Source organism: Acinetobacter sp. YH12200, from assembly GCF_013418175.1.
In the GTDB taxonomy this organism is placed as follows: domain Bacteria; phylum Pseudomonadota; class Gammaproteobacteria; order Pseudomonadales; family Moraxellaceae; genus Acinetobacter; species Acinetobacter pseudolwoffii.
This window is the reverse complement of the sequence record NZ_VPCO01000012.1, coordinates 1-15,070: the sequence shown is the minus strand read 5'-3', so window position 1 is coordinate 15,070 and position 15,070 is coordinate 1. Positions and strand designations below refer to the sequence as shown.

The following is a 15,070-nucleotide window of genomic DNA, read 5'->3' as shown; positions in this document are numbered from 1 at the left end:
ATGTTTCCTGAATTTTTAAAATTTAAAAACTTATTTTTTCTCTAGAATTCTTGCTGGATTGCCAATCACCGTTACGCCAGGTGGAACGCTCTTAGTGACCACAGCACCCATACCAACCACAGCCCCCTTACCAATCACTAAAGGCTTGTCAGGTGTACCCTGTTTGATTACGGCACCTGTACCAATATAGGCATGGTCTTCAATATGGATATTACCGTTACATTTCACCCCGGGAGCAAAGGTGACGTAATCGCCAATGACACAGTCATGAGCAACATAGCTATAAATATTGGCATGAAAGAATTTTCCAATTTTAATATTGGATGTCAGACAGGTGAAAGGACAAAGTAAGCTCCCTTCACCAATATGCACCTCATCCAGAATAACTGTATTGCCTGCCTGAACATCTAGATGCTGTATCTGGTCTTCATTTAAACGCTGAACCAGTTTTTCACGAACTTGACTATTTGCGATAGCAATCGTCACAGCCTTATGTGTATTTGGTTTGCCGAGAAAATCGTGATAACTTAAAACAACATAGCCATTTAAACTAGTGCCAGCTTGGCCATCATCAATAAAAACAAAGTTATCTTTGGCTAAGGTTGGAAATTGCTGGCGAACCAATGGCATAACTTCTTTACCAAAACCACTTGCACCATAAATACCAATATATAAAGCTGTCATCATGTTTCATCCTTGTTTTGTGAGCCAATAAAGCGTGTCATGGTCGCTTCCCCCTCAGCACTGATATCATCTTTTGCTAAAACTTTATGTACCGTTTTAAACATGATTTTGAAGTCGAGCCAAATGGACTGATTTTCGACGTACCAGGTATCCAGCTTGAATTTTTCTTCCCAGCCAATGGCATTGCGGCCATTGACCTGCGCGTGACCCGTCATGCCCGGTCTTACATCATGGCGTTTGGCCTGTTCAGGACTGTAAAGCGGCAGGTATTCCATCAACAGCGGGCGTGGGCCAACAATACTCATATCGCCTTTAATCACGTTCCACAGTTCCGGCATTTCATCCAGACTGGTAGAACGCAGCATTTGACCAAAAGGCGTTAAACGTTCACTATCCGGCAATGGGTTACCCTGCTCGTCCACAGCATCTTTCATGGTGCGGAACTTGATCATTTCAAAGGGCTTACCATGTAAACCGGGACGCACCTGGCGAAACAAGACCGGAGAGCCCAGATTTTTTTTCACTTTGTAAGCCACAAAGGCATAAAGTGGTGAAAGCAGGATCAGGGCAATGGAAGCGATGATAATATCGAGAAGGCGTTTTAGCATTTAAATTAAATCCATTTCTTGCATCATATGTGCGTTGACCTGATGGACATCATATTTTTGAAGTGCGATTTCTCGGGAGCGACTTCCCATTTTAGCGATAAGCTCTGGTTGAAGAATTAGTTTCTCCATTGCTTTTACTAAACTTTCTACGGATTTTACTTCAACCAGAAAGCCGTTATCGCCATCGGTAACAGTTTCACGACAACCTGGTGCGTCTGTAGTAATAATTGCGCGCCCCATGGCCATGGCTTCTAAGACAGTACGGGGTGTGCCTTCACGATACGACGGCAACACATACACCGAGCTTTCTGCAATTGCAGGGCGAACATCGGATAATTTTCCCCAGTAGTTTAATGTATTACTGGCTACCCATTGATCCAGTTCTTGCTGGTCAATTGCTGAAGGATTTTCATCAATCCATCCCACCAGATTAAATTCTACATGTGGATATTTATATTTGATAATTTTTGCTGCTTCAGCATATTCACGGATACCTTTATCTACCAGTAAACGTGCAATCAACAAGAAGGATATTTTAACTTTTTGATCAACGGTTACAGGTAAAGGTAATATATTAAAGTCGGCAACATTAACCCCAGAACCGTTCACTACTACTGTAGGCGTTTGAGCGTTTAAAAGCTTTAAATCCTGAAAAAGTTTCAGGTCATCTGGATTTTGGAAAAATGCCTTATGACTGCGCGATAAGGCCTGTTGGTATAAACCATGAACCAGTTTCTGGAAAATACTACGTTTACTTTGATTTTCTACATTTTGAAAGGCATAACCTAAACCTGTAATTAAAGCATAGCGATGTGGTACCTGTGCCAGCCACGCGGCCAGTGTTCCATAGATCACCGGCTTGATCGTATAAGACAGGACATAATCAGGTTGGATTTTTTTTATAAGCGTATACATGCTTCCTAATGTTTTTAAGTCTGCTACCGGATTGGTACCTGTACGCTGCATGGAAACTTCATGTACGTAATAACCTAAATTTAGGAGTTTTTCATACTCAGTAGGGAAAAAAGCCAGATCAGGTGCAATAATATGGATTTCATAGCCTTGTTGATGGATCGCTTCGAGTAGCTTTCCACGAAAGTTTAAGACTGAAGGGAGAAAGCTAGAAATAATTAGAAAGGTCATTTTCTAAGCCTACCTATACGTTGAGACTCTTTAAATTGATAAAATGTATAAACTAATAAATAAATTAAAATTGGCATAAACATCCATTTCTGACGAGTAGCAATACCTAAATTTGCTGTAGTAATTGCTAACATACTACATGTCAAAAATGCATAAATTAATAGCCAGGCATTTTTGCCCTCTATAAAATAATTTAGTCTAAACTTATTTTTAAATAGGACATATAAAAACAATATTAACAGTATAGTATTTTCAATACTGGTAAATAAAGCTAATGCACTATGAGCATCAAAAGGTAAAGGTCTAAATACATAAGTAAACATTTGCACTGGATAACTCATGGATTGTAAATCTATAGAAGAGCCCCCCCCTTGGTTAGAGTTCTGACGATCATCTACATAACCGCTAACACTATCAAGTGACGCTTCATCTAACCCAACATACTGCTGCACAAAACCAGAGGAAACAACAACTCCCGCTATAATAACAGGCAAAGTAATTAATTTAACTAATAAGTGAATCTTAGACCGGAGAATAAAATAAATTACAAATGATACAATCATCATTAATGCGATATGTGGTCGCACCATAAACATAAAGAAAAATGATATTGGAAGCAGAATATATAATTTCTTATTGGAAGTTATAGTGTATAAAAATAAACATACTGAAAAAAATGAAATGGCATCCTTGCCTAACCCCGCACTCCAAAAGCTCATAGAGGGTATAAACAATAAGAAAAACCAATACCAAGAAAGTTTTTCAATATATTTTTTTAAAGAATGATATAAAAGAACAAGCCCAAGTAATCCAAAAATATTATAAATAAATGTAACATTTAAATAACTTGCATCCACCCACTTAGAAAATATAGAGGAAAAATAGTAAATAAAAGGAGAACCAGGATAGAACTCTACCTCACTAATCTTTGAGATTCTATAATATTTCCCTGCATCTGAAACATTATATAAAGTAAAATAATAATAAAATAAAGAAAATAGAGTATGCCAAACAAATAATCCAAAAATTATTTTAATATCAGATTTATGTTTACAACCTATAATAAAAACAATAAAAAAAGTAATTATTAAAAAAAGAAAAGTTAAGTTATTTTGATAAAAATCAAATTCTAACATCTTATTTACCTACTAAATTTTTAACAATTCTAAACTTCCCACTTTTCTCTTTCTCAATGGCTTCAACATATCTAATATCTAATTCCATATTATTCCCAATTCTTTCACGTAATGAAGAAATAAAATTCATCTCTTGTTTTTTATCAAAATCTTTACTTGCTACAATTCTGACTTCTAGATGATCAATTTTATCTTGGGTTAACTGAAAACAGACTATACCTCTAGTGTCTTTAGTTGAATTACTGATATTGCCTAGATTAACCTTACCGTGGGTAGGGGAAAGAATATAATCGTTTGTCCGCCCCTCAATACGTTCAACTAAAGGAAAAATAGATCCACAATCACATTTTTTTGAGTTATCAGCCAGAGTGATTGAATCCCCAATTCTATATCTTATGAGTGGAGTTCCATGAGTAGTGAAAGAAGTCACTAACATCTGACCAGATTGAGCAGGGTTTAAATCTTCATCGACAACTTCAAAGATGCCAGTTAATGGATGAATATGTAAATGGTCTTTACTACATTCTAAAATAAAAGGTGCACCTTCTGAAGATGCGTATTGATCTACTAGCTTACAACCCAGTATTTTAGATATTACTTCTCGATGTTCTGGTAAAACAGTTTCTGCTGTCGGGAAAAAAACTTTTGCTTTTCCTTTATATTTTAATCCCCTCTCTCGAGCAATTTGACAAATCTCGAAAACACTAGAGGGAAAACCTACTAGAAATTCAGGCTGAAATTCATTTAAGGATTTCCAATAAATATCAAAGTTCTTCTCATTAATTAAGAAAGTAGAGTAAAATCTGATTTTATTTACGAAATCATAATGAGAACAAATTCCCTTATCTATATCCTTCTGAGTAATAAGATTTTTACCAGAAAACCAGGCTGTTTTTTTGCCTAGCTCATAACCATGCTGTGCACGAAAATGATCTAAAATAGCAAAACGTTCTTGCATATCTTTTTTGGTATAAATTACTTTCATAGAGGCACCTGTTGTGCCTCCTGTTAAACTCACGATACCTTCTGACTCATTTATTGTTTTTATTTTATCTAAATTATTAATAATATCTTCTTTTTCAAGCACTTTAACTTTGTCTAAATTATCTAATTTTTCTTCTTTATACCATTCTGAATTATTTATAACATAAGTCAAAAAATCACTTTTCTTGATATTGGCTTCCTGCTCTAGCTCATCTTTTGAGAAACGATCTACTTTTTTATAATATTCTCTAAAATCAGAATAACTCCCCCCATGTCGAATTTTATACTGATATACATTAAATAATGTAACCGCTACATTTTGAATAAAGTGAGGGCTAAAACGAACTAGGCTTTCTTTAAGTGACATTTTTAAGCTCGATATTTGTATAAATTAAACAACGCAAGTACACTATATTTACTTCTATCTTAAGATACCACTATATAAGTCTAAATGAAGTTGAGCTGCTTTTGAAATTGAATACTGAGATGCATTGTGAATAGCATTTTTAGAGTACTCTTCTATAAGTCTAGGTTCAGAGACCAACCTACAAATAGCATCGGCTAAAGCCTGTGGATTACCCGGAGAAACAACTATACCATTTTTACTATTCTCTATAACTTCTGCACACCCACCCACATCAGTAACAATACAAGGCAAACCAGATAAAGTAGCTTCAACAAGAGCAATGGGCAACCCCTCTGTAGAAGAACTCATTAAGAACACATCGGCTCCGAATAAAAACTCTGGAATATTTTCTTTTACACCAACAAATGAGACTATGTTTTTTAATTTATTTTTTTCAATAAAATCGTTTAATTTTCTTTTGTAACTTAAATCGCCTTCTCCTGCAATTAATACTCTTATTCTCGTTTTATAAGAATTATCCAAGATACTTAATGCTTGCAACATATTTAAATAATCTTTATGAATGTTGAGTCGACCAACCATAGCTATCGTTATAACTTGTTCTATTTTCCTTTCTCGTATATATCCTCGAAACTTATCATCAGAAACTGCATTCATTATTGTATTTACTTTTCTACCAGTATATTTTGATAAAGCTATAGCACAAGTCCTAGATATACCAATATATTGATTAATAATTTTATTAAATAAAGAATAAGTGAGAATTCCCCAACGTGGCGAGATGGTATGGTGTGTATATATAACAGGAATATTTAATAGAATAGAAAAAAAAACTCCATATGCTAAATGAGTATGACAAATATCTATATTATAATCAGAAATATATTTTTTTATACGCAACACACCTATCCATGGTTTTTTACGAGTTTCATTACCAATAATATAAATATGAATTCCTGAGAGCTTCAAATCATTTAGAAAATTCTTTTCATATACACTATCTCTACCAATATCAGATGCATTACTTAAAAATGCTATATGTAAATTATGACCTTGACTAGCTAAGCACTTAGCTAGATCTTTAACATAAACTTCAGCACCACCAGATGCAGGTGAAGATATTATATGGAGTATATTCATAAGATAATTCAACTCAGATTATTTGTATAAACTATAAAATAGATAACCAATTAGGAATTAAATTATTTACATTTAATTTATTGGCACTTTCAATTGAGTTTTTACTAAATTTTATAAAGGTTTCTTCAGGCAAATTAATCATCTTTAATAAATTTTCAGCTAAAGATTGATAGTTACCAGGATCAACTAGATATCCATTTTCATCATGTTTAATTAAATCAGAAGGACCACAGTCACAATCAAAACTAACAACAGGCAAACCTAAAGCTTGGGCTTCGAGAATAACCATACCAAAACCTTCATACCTTGAACTTAGACAAAAAAATGAAGAGTTCCTATAATAAAATTCTATATTCTTTGTTGCTGGTAAAAACTCTATTCTAGAATCAACCTCTAAGCTAATAGCTAATTCTTTAAGATTATTTTCATCTGGACCATTCCCAACAATGGTTAAAATTCGATCAGAATTATGTTTACAAACTAATGCCCATGCATGTATTAATAAATCAAAACCTTTTTGATGAGTTAACCTCCCAACAGCTAAAACCCTATTTGATTTATTTTTAGATACAAACTGCATATTTTCATATGGATTGGGATTAGGGATAACAATAATTTTTTCACTTAAATTACTATTAGCTATGTTTTTCAACCATAATGATTTATCTTTATGAGTAAGTGTAATGATTTTATCACAATACTTTGCTGCAAGAATCCTACCCCATTTTCTATATCGAATCCCTAAATCCTCATTAAAATTAAAGTGTTCCCAACATATATGTTTAATATTTAATCCAAATAATGCTGGCGTGGTAAAAATGCAAGAAATGCTATCAACAACAACCAAAGTATCAATACAATTTTTAATAACAAAACTTCTAATTTTATACATTAGAAATAAAGAGTTAAAAATCATATTCTTAGGTTTAGCAAAAATACTGCTAACTTCAATTTCATTGCTTAATGAAAAAAAAGGGTTTTGACCTTCGCATATACTTAGCATATGAATATTAAAATCCAAATTAGTAAGCTCATTTGCAATAGCTGAAGAGACACGCTCAGTACCTCCTGGGTTATTCAAGTTTCCAACCAAGAAACAAATATTCTTTTTCATTTTTTAATTAAACCTTTAATAAATTCAAATATAATTAAAAAATCAATACCAAATCTGTAAAATAATTTATTTGACAATTTTCTGATTAATCTTGGATCAAATTTAGAGTTATTTAATTCATTCTTAAAATATTTCCATTTTTCCCTAGCATAAGCATTATTTTTATTTTTGATTAAAAAGTAAATATGCCCCCTAATTATCGGAACAATGGTAGTAGATAATAAAGGGTATTGAGCATACTTACTCTTAAAATCGTCAAAAATATATTTATATGAATTTTCTGCACGATGTATATAGCCTTCATCTTTTGAAGCAGTCAAACTATTCGGATTAAACCTATATAAATATAAAGGCTCACTAGTATAATAAATTGAAGAAGCTCTTAAAAAAACAATAGGAATAACAGCTAAGTCTTCACTACTATATATTTTAGGAAAATCAATATTTTCAAATAATTTTTTTCTAAATACTCTCAACCAACAGACCCAAAAACCATTGGAAAAGATTTTCATCAAATTTTCTTCAGTTAAGGCATGAACACCATCATTAAACATAGAGTTTGTCATTATAAAACCATCTGCTACATCCTGAAAAAAACGCTTTGCACCAAATTGAATGATATCTACATCATTATAGTTTAAAATTTCTAGAATTTTTTCAAAATAATTGCTTACAACCATATCATCAGGATCTATAAAAGCAATGTATTCAGCATTTGCATTTAAAACCCCTGTATTTCTTGCTGCACTTACTCCTTGATTGACTTGATTGATCATTTTTATATTTAACTCATTATCATAAATAAAATTAGCTAACAAAGTATTAGTTGAATCAGTAGATCCATCATTTACAAAGACAAATTCAACCTCTCGTGGTGGATTAGCATCTAAAATTGATTGAAAAAAATCTGGTAAGTATTTTTCCATGTTATATATAGGAACAATAACACTTAGTTTTGGAGCTACAATCACAGGTTATTCCTTGTCAACAAGCGCAGTCTTCAGTTCATTATATGAGTAAGCAATCCACTCATTTAATAAACAGTTAACCTTATTATAGTCTATTCTATTTTCAAATAAATCATGAGTTATTATAGTGTCTTCATCTATCATTCTATCCACTAGCCCCAATATCCCTAATAGAGATTCAAATCTGGAAGCACCTCTTTCTTTATTTACGATAGAAATAAATGGTTTGTTAAAAATAATTGAAAATACCGTACCATGAAAAGAATCAGTCACAATAAAATCAGCTTCAGTAAAAGACTTTATCCAATTTTCTATAGGAGGATAAATATAAGGATTTAAGTCTTTAATAATAAAACTTTCCTTAACAGTCTTTTCAGGTTGATTATAAAAAGTTTCCTTCCCTAATTTTTTAGAAATACTCTTAACTATTTTCTTTTTTCTTTCATTTCTATCAAGAACATATACGAAAATTTTTCCGATATTCCTACTGTCTTTTTGCTGAGGATTTAATAATTTTAAATACTCTCTAGCTTCCAATAAAAGAGTTGGGTCTAGAGTATGCTTAACCTCTACATTCAAATATTGCTGACACAGTTCAACTGCAGACTTTTCACGCACTGAAACACTCTGAAATTTTTTTAATAGCCTTTTTATCTCTATTGTTTTTTGCTTATTAAACTGCCACTGATCAATACCAAAGGAGGCTGAGTAAGCAATCTTTTTAATTTGATTATCATGACTTAAAAAATCTAGAAAAAAACTTTCAATACGTGGCGAATATGCAACCCGCCATACCTGGTCACTTCCAACTATTACAGCATCAAAACTCTGACTTTCAATATAGTTTTTCAGATCTTGATGAGAATATAAACTTTCGGAATACTTTATATTATTTTTTATAAATTTTTTATGCTCAGCTCTAATAGCTTGTAACTCATTTTCAAAAAAAGGAAAAATACTTTTATTTGATAAAATTTTATGCTTTAAACTAGATAAAATCTTCTTTAAATCAGAGGACTTTTTCCAATCATAATTAAGAGTTTCTACCTGATGCCCCATACCAATAAGAGTCTTTTGCAATGCAAATGCTTGTAATGTTCCACCAAAATTTACATGCAAAGGTTGTGTTAATATCGCAATTTTTTTGGTCATTTCAAGCCCCCTTCTTCTTACTAAAAATAATTTTTTTCAATTTAATTAAACGATGATTCCATAAAGTAAAAAACTTCAATTCATCTAGATAAGGTTTCATTTTCATTTTAAATTTAAGATTATCAGCAGTTTCTAGCCAAAAATCCAAACTTTTTTGACGTGTTTTTAATCTAGAGCTTTGAACAAAATTAAAGAAAATTCCTTGTTCATCTAGATGCTTATCACGTTTTTTCGGAACAATTTTCATACTTTTATTTGCTTTCATTATTCTATATAGCATTCCCTTATGACGATGATTGAAGCTACCACTTTGAGATAGTAATATTTTTCCTTCAGTTACCTTATCTAAAGTAAGAGAATTTTGATTTAAACCATTTTTAATTAGAGTTTCTACTATTTTATTCCTAGTAATAATAATACTATTACCTAAACCACTTTGATCATAAGGATGAATCCATGCATCTCCCAATGAAATATCCGCTAGTTCAGTTAAAACATCATCACAAAAATCACAAGCATTCGATTTAAATAGGCCTGTTCCCCACATATCCCCAAGGCTTTGCATATCCACCATATGAATTTTTTTATCTGATTTTTCTATACAGGAAAATTTATAATCTAAAGCATAACTTTCTTTATTTTTTACACGATATTGAGCATGACTATATTCGCTTTTACATCCTGCTTCCTGTGCTAAATAATCTGTATAATATCTACTTTTTAACCCACCACAAATAATGCCTACAATAAAAGCTATTTTTTCTTTTAAAACTGGGTCATACATTTGCTTTAAACGTATTGCCTTAACAAAACAAGCCACACCAGAAACTGCGACTTTTCCATCTACTTTCGAAAGTTCTTGAAATAGCTTCTCTAAAGTTACAGGGGTATATCTTGTTTTTGATATCTGGGTAATTTCTTCAACATTAGAAAAAAACTGATAAGCATATTGACCATCAACTTCTTTAACGATAAACAAATGGTCTACTATCTTCTGCTCTAACAAAGCATTAAAAACATAAGTGGCTATCCCACCGGATGAAGACGTTTCACGGAATTCCTTACTATATCCTGCATAAAGCCCATAATAATATCCAATTTTATCGTGATATTGAGTTTCTGGCAGTTTTAGAAACAACTCCCCTAATTCATCTTCATTTTTTTGTTGAATTGCAAAAGGACAAACTTTAATCATCTTATCTTGAGTTGAGCTTTTACCTAATGAGGGTACAAGAAATCCCTCATTATTCCAGATCATTTTTGCCTGATGAGTTTGATCCTCAGAAACACAAACTCCGCAACCAGTGCATAAGTGATTTTTAACAATCAAATCAATACTCATTTTAAAAAAACCTTTATTTTATTTTGTATAAACTGCCTTTCTATAGTTGAAAGCCCAAATAAAACGATGTTAGCCACTACAATTAATACTATAATAATTGATGATAAAAGAAATGAAATCATTTGATCATCAATTTCAAAAAGTTCTCTCAAAAACCAAGAGAAAAATACTGAAAAAAATAAAACAAGAGCTATTTTGACCAAAACTGAATTGATATATACGATTATACTAAATTTAGCCAAATGTTTTAAAAAATATAATCTTAGCCCTAAGCTTACAAAAGACATCAATAATGCAACCCAATAAATAACCCATGGTTTAGGTATAAATTGTAATGCTAAATAGGATAAAGGAAGATTCATGAAAACTGAAATACTTACTATAATTTGATATACTTTAATTTTCCCTGTTGCCTGTATTCCCGTCATTAATGTTCCTGAAAGACAATCTATTAGCATAATAACCAATGCTAACTGTACAAAGTATATCAAATACCTAGGAATTTCATGTAGCCATAATTCTAATAAATATTGAGTATTAAATAAGATTGGCAAAACTATTAGGAGACAAAAAAAGAAACTAAATTTTGACCCAATATTAATTAATAAGCTATTACGCATATAATCTTCTTCTGCATAACTTTTATATATCTGTGGATTAATCGCAGTAGAAATTGAATTTATTAAACCACCCACCACACCTATAACTGTATTTGTTATAGCATATGCAGAGTTAACTATCACTCCAAAGAAAATATTCAGTAAAATATTTATGCCTTGTATTTTAGAAATAGCAGCAAAATTACCAGAAATATTCCATGAAGAATAAAAAAACATTTCCTTTAATAAAGGAACATTTGAAACTTTTAAATATATTTTTTTATCAAACTTTTTATAACAATATAAAACATATATAATAAAGACCACCAAACTTGAACTTACATACAAAATTGTATACTTTTCCAACAACGACTCTTGCGTGAAATATAAGCAAAAAACTATTCCTAATTTAGAAATAGCATCATACAAAGATAATCCTGCATAAAAAGACATCTTTTCTTTTGCTAATATCAATGCATTAAAAGGTGCTTGAAATATTGAAATAAAAATAGAAATTATAGCAAAGTAGAATATAAAGTTTGCAGATTCCATATAGTTTAAATCAATAGATAAGACTCTATTCAACATTAAGTCTTTTATACCGAGTAGAACAACCGAAACAGTGACTGCTATTAATAAGTGTAGCAATAAACTACTATTCCAGACATCTTCAAATAGTTTGTTATTTTTTTTACCAATATAATATGACAAATATCTTTGAGTAGATGAAACCATTGCACCATTGATAAAAGCAAATAAGGCCGCAATACCAAAAACTAGATTAAATAATCCATACTCTTCAACGCCTAATAGTCTAAGTACCTCACGAACAGTAAATAACCCTATCAAACTAATGAGTAGAGTACGGAATACTAAATACGAAGCATTTTTTAGAATTATAGAATTTTTTGACATTCTAGTTATTTCTAGCTAAATACCAGTTTATTGCAATTTCTATTCCTATACCTATTGTATGCGTTGGTTGATAATTTAAATTTTCTTTAATTTTTTCAATACTCGCCTGTGAGTGTCGAACATCCCCAGCACGAAAATCACGATACACAGGCTCTTTCGTATAATTCATATCATTTTCATTTAACGCAGCTTTAATAGCATTAAATAAATCATTAAGAGTAGTACGATCACCTACTGCCACATTATAAACCTGATTTTTAGCTTCATCATTTTGCGTAGTTGCTGCAAGAATATTGGCCTGAACTGTATTCTCAATAAAGCAGAAATCACGACTGGTTTCACCATCACCATTAATGAAAACATCATCACCAACAATCATAGTCGCTGTCCATTTTGGAATCACCGCTGCATAGGCACCATTCGGATCCTGGCGCTTACCGAAAACATTGAAGTAACGCAGGCCAATAGTTTTAAACCCATAAGTCCGAGCAAAGACTTCAGCATACAGCTCATTGACATATTTAGTGACGGCATAAGGCGAAAGTGGCTTGCCGATATTTTCTTCCACTTTAGGTAGTGCCGGATGGTCACCATAAGTTGAACTGCTGGCGGCATAGGTAAAGCTTTTCACTTCTGCATCACGTGCAGCAGTCAGCATATTTAAAAAGCCGGTAATGTTGGCTGCATTGGTAGTAATCGGATCAGTAATCGAACGTGGTACAGAGCCTAAGGCGGCTTGATGCAAGACATACTCCACACCCGCACATGCTGTCTGGCAGTCTGCAAAATTACGGATATCACCTTCATAAAACTTGAAGTTTCCCCACTGTTCAGGCTTGACCAGACTTTGCACTTCATCCAGATTATGCTGATGACCTGTGGCAAAATTGTCCAGACCCACCACCTTTTGGTTCAGCTTTAACAGGGTTTCCAATAAATTTGAGCCAATAAAGCCTGCCACACCGGTAATTAACCAGGTTTTAGGTGCTTGTTGTAATTGCTCGCATACAGTTTGATATTGGCTCATATTTATGATCCCTATAAATTACAGACGAAGGTCAGATTCAGATTGTTCCAGTACATATTTCAGGTCATATAAAATATGTGCGGACTTACCTAGGGCACGTAATACTTCAACACCCATGGCTTTAAACTGATCATGTGCAACGGCTAGAATCACTGCGTCATACTGATCCTGTTCCAGATTTGCGACTGGAGTAATTCCGTATTCATGTTGAGCTTCGCCCGCATCTACCCACGGGTCATACACATCGGCAGCAATATTGTATTCCGTCAGCTCATTGACAATATCAATAATTTTGGTGTTACGAATATCCGGGCAGTTTTCTTTAAAACTTAAGCCTAAAACCAGAACCTTGGCACCTTCGACCTGAATTTTTTTCTTGATCATCGCCTTGACCAGCTGGGTCACTACATAAGCCCCCATACCGTCATTTAAACGGCGACCCGCCAGAATAATTTCAGGGTGGTAACCGATAGACTGCGCTTTATGGGTTAAATAGTACGGATCAACACCAATACAGTGTCCACCGACCAGACCTGGACGGAATGGCAAGAAATTCCATTTGGTACCGGCAGCCTGCAAAACTGCTTCCGTATCAATTCCCATTTTATTAAAGATCACAGCCAGTTCATTAATCAGAGCAATGTTGACATCACGCTGGGTATTTTCAATCACTTTTGCCGCTTCAGCCACTTTAATGCTAGTCGCTTTATGTGTACCTGCCTCAATCACCAGGTTATACACTTGATCAACAAGTTCTGCGACTTCAGGAGTAGAACCTGAGGTAATTTTCAGAATATTGGTGACGCGGTGCAGTTTATCGCCTGGGTTAATACGTTCTGGGCTATAACCAGCAAAAAAGTCCTGATTGAACTTCAGGCCTGACACTTGCTCCAGAACCGGAATACAGGTTTCTTCAGTCGCACCCGGATATACCGTAGACTCATACACCACCACATCGCCTTTTTTCAGTACCTGTCCAATGCTGGTCGAGGCTTTAACAAGCGGCGTTAAATCTGGCTGCTTAAATTCATCAATTGGGGTAGGTACAGTCACAATAAAAAAGTTACAGCTTTTTAAATCTTCTAAATTTGCTGAATAGCTAAGTTGATTTGCCTGTTTGAGTTCTTCTGGGGAAACTTCAAGGGTATGGTCTTGACCACTTTTAAGTTCATCAATTCGTTTCTGGTAGATATCAAAACCAACTACAGGTACTTTTTTCCCAAATTCAACTGCAAGTGGTAAGCCCACATAGCCCAAACCAATCACCGCAATTTTTAAATCTGCAATAGATAGCATTTCAACGCCTTATTTATGTACTGTACTTATGAAGATTAAATCTTTCGGCAGGCATACTAGCAGAAAAATATGAAAATTCTGTTGTGATTTAACACCAAAAAACAAAAAAATAAGAAAATATTTAACTAATCCGAATCATGGATAAGCCTAGTTTTACATCATTGTAAATTGAGGCTTATTTTGATAACAGATTTGATAACCACATAACGATGCATAAATCCTAGCGAAATAACCTGAAATGGAACGATGGCGACTGCTTACCAAGTTGTATTGTTGTTTCAATAAGCTAAAGATGGTCTCTATTTTATTCCGCTGTCTCAGCATTGCTTCATCGTCTGATGATAGTTCCACTGGCCGCATATTCTCGCGATGGTAGGTCATTAATTCAATATCTTGCTTCGCTAATTTATCTTTTAAACTTCACTGATGTAGCCACGATCGCCAAAGATCTTACCGATGTAGCCTTGAGCTAGGGCGTGTCCTCATTTGAAAAATTGGTTTTAAATACTTAAAATCCTCCTTTAAGCTCTTTTGATTTCTATATTTTTTCAATGGCACGTACTCTTCTCACCGATGATATCTGGCAGCAAATTCA

Annotated in this window: 14 protein-coding genes; all 14 read right to left on the bottom strand. The window is 33.2% G+C overall.

Going from position 1 to position 15,070, the window contains the following annotated elements:
• Positions 1 to 30: 30 nt before the first annotated feature.
• Positions 31 to 684 carry an acetyltransferase gene (locus FTU90_RS09390; RefSeq protein ID WP_180072509.1) on the bottom strand — a complete coding sequence of 218 codons (654 nt, stop codon included), beginning with the start codon at positions 682 to 684 and terminating at the stop codon, positions 31 to 33.
• Positions 684 to 1,292: a sugar transferase gene (locus FTU90_RS09385; RefSeq protein ID WP_180072451.1), complete on the bottom strand. Its 609-nt coding sequence runs from the start codon at positions 1,290 to 1,292 to the stop codon at positions 684 to 686. Before FTU90_RS09385 ends, FTU90_RS09390 begins: the two co-directional genes overlap by 1 nt.
• On the bottom strand, positions 1,293 to 2,435 hold the full coding sequence (locus FTU90_RS09380; protein ID WP_180072449.1) for a glycosyltransferase family 4 protein: 1,143 nt from the start codon (positions 2,433 to 2,435) through the stop codon (positions 1,293 to 1,295).
• A complete protein-coding gene (locus FTU90_RS09375) occupies positions 2,432 to 3,571 on the bottom strand; it encodes an EpsG family protein (RefSeq protein ID WP_180072447.1) in 1,140 nt (379 codons plus the stop codon). Before FTU90_RS09375 ends, FTU90_RS09380 begins: the two co-directional genes overlap by 4 nt.
• A gap of 1 nt (position 3,572) precedes the next feature.
• A complete protein-coding gene (locus FTU90_RS09370; protein WP_180072445.1) occupies positions 3,573 to 4,922 on the bottom strand; it encodes a phenylacetate--CoA ligase family protein in 1,350 nt (449 codons plus the stop codon).
• 54 nt (positions 4,923 to 4,976) lie between these two features.
• Positions 4,977 to 6,062, bottom strand: coding sequence for a glycosyltransferase (locus FTU90_RS09365; protein WP_180072443.1), 1,086 nt, complete (start codon positions 6,060 to 6,062; stop codon positions 4,977 to 4,979).
• Positions 6,063 to 6,093: 31 nt separating this feature from the next.
• Positions 6,094 to 7,176, bottom strand: a complete 1,083-nt coding sequence (locus FTU90_RS09360) for a glycosyltransferase family 4 protein (protein ID WP_180072441.1) — start codon at positions 7,174 to 7,176, stop codon at positions 6,094 to 6,096.
• Positions 7,173 to 8,147, bottom strand: coding sequence for a glycosyltransferase (locus FTU90_RS09355; RefSeq protein ID WP_180072439.1), 975 nt, complete (start codon positions 8,145 to 8,147; stop codon positions 7,173 to 7,175). The genes FTU90_RS09360 and FTU90_RS09355 overlap by 4 nt, the downstream gene beginning before the upstream one ends.
• A gap of 3 nt (positions 8,148 to 8,150) precedes the next feature.
• The gene (locus tag FTU90_RS09350) at positions 8,151 to 9,296 is read right to left on the bottom strand and encodes a polysaccharide pyruvyl transferase family protein (protein WP_180072437.1); all 1,146 of its coding nucleotides are present in this window, start codon (positions 9,294 to 9,296) and stop codon (positions 8,151 to 8,153) included.
• Between the two features lies 1 nt (position 9,297).
• The gene (locus FTU90_RS09345; RefSeq protein ID WP_180072435.1) at positions 9,298 to 10,638 is read right to left on the bottom strand and encodes a Coenzyme F420 hydrogenase/dehydrogenase, beta subunit C-terminal domain; all 1,341 of its coding nucleotides are present in this window, start codon (positions 10,636 to 10,638) and stop codon (positions 9,298 to 9,300) included.
• The gene (locus FTU90_RS09340) at positions 10,635 to 12,152 is read right to left on the bottom strand and encodes a hypothetical protein (RefSeq protein WP_180072433.1); all 1,518 of its coding nucleotides are present in this window, start codon (positions 12,150 to 12,152) and stop codon (positions 10,635 to 10,637) included. Before FTU90_RS09340 ends, FTU90_RS09345 begins: the two co-directional genes overlap by 4 nt.
• A 1-nt stretch (position 12,153) precedes the next feature.
• Positions 12,154 to 13,179, bottom strand: a complete 1,026-nt coding sequence (locus tag FTU90_RS09335) for an NAD-dependent epimerase/dehydratase family protein (protein ID WP_180072431.1) — start codon at positions 13,177 to 13,179, stop codon at positions 12,154 to 12,156.
• 18 nt (positions 13,180 to 13,197) lie between these two features.
• Positions 13,198 to 14,475, bottom strand: coding sequence for a Vi polysaccharide biosynthesis UDP-N-acetylglucosamine C-6 dehydrogenase TviB (gene tviB, locus FTU90_RS09330; RefSeq protein ID WP_180072429.1), 1,278 nt, complete (start codon positions 14,473 to 14,475; stop codon positions 13,198 to 13,200).
• A 153-nt stretch (positions 14,476 to 14,628) separates the two neighbouring features.
• Positions 14,629 to 14,835: a hypothetical protein gene (locus FTU90_RS09325; RefSeq protein ID WP_373687592.1), complete on the bottom strand. Its 207-nt coding sequence runs from the start codon at positions 14,833 to 14,835 to the stop codon at positions 14,629 to 14,631.
• Positions 14,836 to 15,070: the final 235 nt, after the last annotated feature.

What these genes read in the sequence shown, in the direction of transcription:
- FTU90_RS09345 (WP_180072435.1), bottom strand. Translation starts at nt 10,638, where the DNA reads ATGAGTATTGATTTGATTGTTAAAAATCACTTATGCACTGGTTGCGGA.
- FTU90_RS09380 (WP_180072449.1), bottom strand. Translation starts at nt 2,435, where the DNA reads ATGACCTTTCTAATTATTTCTAGCTTTCTCCCTTCAGTCTTAAACTTT.
- FTU90_RS09365 (WP_180072443.1), bottom strand. Translation starts at nt 6,062, where the DNA reads ATGAATATACTCCATATAATATCTTCACCTGCATCTGGTGGTGCTGAA.
- FTU90_RS09390 (WP_180072509.1), bottom strand. Translation starts at nt 684, where the DNA reads ATGACAGCTTTATATATTGGTATTTATGGTGCAAGTGGTTTTGGTAAA.
- FTU90_RS09335 (WP_180072431.1), bottom strand. Translation starts at nt 13,179, where the DNA reads ATGAGCCAATATCAAACTGTATGCGAGCAATTACAACAAGCACCTAAA.
- FTU90_RS09360 (WP_180072441.1), bottom strand. Translation starts at nt 7,176, where the DNA reads ATGAAAAAGAATATTTGTTTCTTGGTTGGAAACTTGAATAACCCAGGA.
- FTU90_RS09370 (WP_180072445.1), bottom strand. Translation starts at nt 4,922, where the DNA reads ATGTCACTTAAAGAAAGCCTAGTTCGTTTTAGCCCTCACTTTATTCAA.
- FTU90_RS09385 (WP_180072451.1), bottom strand. Translation starts at nt 1,292, where the DNA reads ATGCTAAAACGCCTTCTCGATATTATCATCGCTTCCATTGCCCTGATC.
- FTU90_RS09375 (WP_180072447.1), bottom strand. Translation starts at nt 3,571, where the DNA reads ATGTTAGAATTTGATTTTTATCAAAATAACTTAACTTTTCTTTTTTTA.
- tviB (WP_180072429.1), bottom strand. Translation starts at nt 14,475, where the DNA reads ATGCTATCTATTGCAGATTTAAAAATTGCGGTGATTGGTTTGGGCTAT.
- FTU90_RS09325 (WP_373687592.1), bottom strand. Translation starts at nt 14,835, where the DNA reads ATGCGGCCAGTGGAACTATCATCAGACGATGAAGCAATGCTGAGACAG.
- FTU90_RS09350 (WP_180072437.1), bottom strand. Translation starts at nt 9,296, where the DNA reads ATGACCAAAAAAATTGCGATATTAACACAACCTTTGCATGTAAATTTT.
- FTU90_RS09340 (WP_180072433.1), bottom strand. Translation starts at nt 12,152, where the DNA reads ATGTCAAAAAATTCTATAATTCTAAAAAATGCTTCGTATTTAGTATTC.